Genomic DNA, 2,983 nt, shown 5'->3' with positions numbered 1-2,983 from the left:
ACCTCATGGACTCACGCGACCTGAGGTTGCCGGCCAGCGGCCGGCACTACCAGATGAAACCATTTTTGCATCGCAGCACGATGCCCGTTCTGGTTTAGGCTTGGGGTCTGGATCCGTTGACCGAGGCCTGTGCGTCGCCGATGAACGAGTACCGCAGCAGCATCGAGTTTGCTTCCCCCGATCTTCCGCTTCGCGATGACGTGCGCCGGCTCGGCGCGCTGGTCGGAGACCTGCTGGTTGAACAGGTCTCTGCCGCCTTCCTCGATGATGTCGAAGACGTGCGCACCCGCGCCATCGCCCGCCGCGAGAACCAGGCGCCGCTGTCGGAGCTGGCCGATGGCCTGGCCGGGCGCACGCCGCAACAGGCCGAGACCATGGTGCGGGCCTTCAGCACCTACTTCCAGGTGGTCAACATCGCCGAGCGCGTGCATCGCATCCGCCGCCGCCGTGACTACCAGCGCGCCGGTACCGCAGGGGCGCAGCCCGATGGCCTGCAGGATGCACTGCAGCACCTGAAGGCGCAGGGCGTGGGCCTGGACGAGCTGGCGCAGTGGCTGCCACGCATCGACATTGAACCGGTGTTCACCGCACACCCGACCGAAGCAGTGCGCCGCGCGCTGCTGGAGAAGGAGCAGCTGATGGTGGCCAGCCTGGTCGACAATCTCGATGGCCAGCGCACACCGGGTGAAGCCGCCGCCGATGCCGCGCGCTTCCGCATGGCATTGACCGCTTCGTGGCAGACCACCGATTCCTCGCCGGTGCGGCCCACCGTCGATGACGAACGCGAGCACGTCGGCTTCTATCTGGTGCAGGTGCTGTACCGGGTGATTCCGGTGCTGTACGAATCGCTGCAGCAAGCGTTGCGTGATACCTACGGCGAAGAACTGCCGCTGCCGCGCCTGCTGCGCTTCGGTACCTGGGTGGGCGGCGACATGGACGGCAACCCGAACGTGGATGCCACCACCATCCGCAACACTCTGGATGCGCAGCGGCAGGCGGTGCTCGCGCGCTACCAGAAGGAACTGCTGCAGCTGGCCAGCCTGCTCAGCCAGTCCACCGAGCGGGTGGGTGTGAGCGATGCGCTGCAGGCGCGCGTAGCGCATTACCAGCAGTTGCTGCCGCAGGTGCAGTCGCGCCCGCGCCATGCCGACATGCCGTACCGGTTGCTCAACGACCGCATGCGCGCGCGCCTGCAGGCCACGCTGGATGATGGCGCAGGCGCTTACGCTGGTCCGGACGAACTGATCGACGACCTGCAGCTGATCCTCGACAGCCTGCGCGCCAATCGTGGCGAACATGCTGGCGGTTTCGCGGTGCAGCGCCTGCTGTGGCGGGTGAAAACGTTCGGCTTCCATCTTGCGCGGTTGGACGTGCGCCAGGAATCGAGCGTGCACGCGCGCGCGCTGGCCACCGTGCTGGGCGGCGACGCGGCGTGGGACGGTCTGGACGCATTGGGCCGCGCGCGCCTGCTGGCGCCGCATGCCAGTGGTGACGCGCCGATGCCGAAGGGCGACGACGAAGGCAACCAGCGACTGGATGCGGTGTTCGCGGCGTTGGCCGATGCGCGTGCGCGCCATGGTGGCGATGCACTGGGCAGCTACATCATTTCGATGGCGCATGACCGCAGCGATGTACTGGCGGTGCTTGCGCTGGCACGCCGTGGCGGCCTGGTGGAAGAGGGCGGTTCGGTGCCGCTGGATATTGCGCCGCTGTTCGAGACGGTGGACGACCTCAAGCGTGGCACCGCGACCCTGCGCGACCTGCTGGCCGATCCGGTGTACCGCGCACACCTGCATGCACGCGATGACGTGCAGATGGTGATGCTGGGCTATTCGGACAGCAGCAAGGACGGCGGCATCGCTGCTTCGCGCTGGGGCCTGCAACGCGCGCAGGTGGAACTGCTGGAGGTGGCGGCCGAGGCCGGCATCCGCCTGACCTTCTTCCATGGCCGTGGTGGTTCGATCAGCCGCGGTGGCGGCAAGACCACGCATGCGGTCGATGCCTCGCCGCGCGGCAGCATCGATGGCCGCCTGCGGGTGACCGAGCAGGGCGAGGTGATCCATCGCAAATACGGCATCCGTGCGCTGGCGCTGCGCTCGCTGGAACAGGCCACCGGCGCGGTACTGCGCGCCAGCCTCCGCCCGCGGGCTGCCGAACCCCGCGAGGATGAGTGGCGACCGGTGATGGATGTGGTCGCTGGCTCCAGCAGCGAGGTGTACCGCGCCTTCGTCGGCCAGTCTGGCTTCATGGACTACTTCCGCACGGCCACGCCGATCGACGTGATCGAGCGGATGACGCTGGGTTCGCGTCCGTCGCGCCGGCTCGGCCAGGACGCGGCGTTGGGCAACCTGCGCGCGATTCCGTGGGTATTCGCCTGGAGCCAGGCGCGTGCAGTCATTCCCGGCTGGTACGGGGTGGGCAGCGGCCTGCAGGCGGCGGTGGATGCTGGCCACGAACAGACGCTGCGCGAGATGGCGCGTGACTGGCCGTTCTTCCGTACCTTCCTGGACGACATCGCGATGGTGCTGTCCAAGGGCGATATCACCATTGCCGAGCAGTTCTCGAAGCTGTCAGGTGATCTGCACGGGCGCTTCTTCCCCCAGGTCGAGAAGGAGCTTGAACTCACCCGGCATTGGTTGCTGGCGCTGATGGGCCAGCAGACGTTGCTCGACCACGATGCGCGGCTGTCGCTTTCGATCCGTCTGCGCAATCCCTATGTCGATCCGATCAGCGTGCTGCAGGTGGATCTGCTGCAGCGCTGGCGAGCCAGCGGGCGCGAGGATGACGACCTGCTGCGCGCACTGGTGGCCTGCGTGAACGGTGTTTCGCAGGGTGTGCAGAACACCGGTTGATCCGCATCCGCCGGGCATGGCCCGGCGAATTCGAAAAGGTAGTGCCGGCCGCTGGCCGGCAACCTCATGATGTCTGGCAACACGCGCGAGGTTGCGGTCGATTCGGTCACGGGGGCGTCCATCTATGGATG

The 2,983-nt window shown here is 67.2% G+C and carries 1 protein-coding gene; it reads left to right on the top strand.

The genetic code is table 11. The features are described from left to right. Window positions 1–140 precede the first annotated feature (140 nt). On the top strand, window positions 141–2,852 hold the full coding sequence (gene ppc / locus ABE423_RS20625; protein ID WP_346487349.1) for a phosphoenolpyruvate carboxylase: 2,712 nt from the start codon (window positions 141–143) through the stop codon (window positions 2,850–2,852). The last annotated feature ends 131 nt before the right edge of the window (window positions 2,853–2,983 follow it).

This window comes from Stenotrophomonas sp. TWI1409, from assembly GCF_039673015.1.
Lineage (GTDB): Bacteria > Pseudomonadota > Gammaproteobacteria > Xanthomonadales > Xanthomonadaceae > Stenotrophomonas > Stenotrophomonas maltophilia_A.
The sequence above is the reverse complement of the archived record's forward strand: the minus strand, read 5'-3'. Positions and strand labels throughout refer to the sequence as shown.

Bases quoted from the DNA above. Each gene is read 5' to 3' on its own strand.
- ppc (WP_346487349.1), top strand. From the start codon at position 141: ATGAACGAGTACCGCAGCAGCATCGAGTTTGCTTCCCCCGATCTTCCG.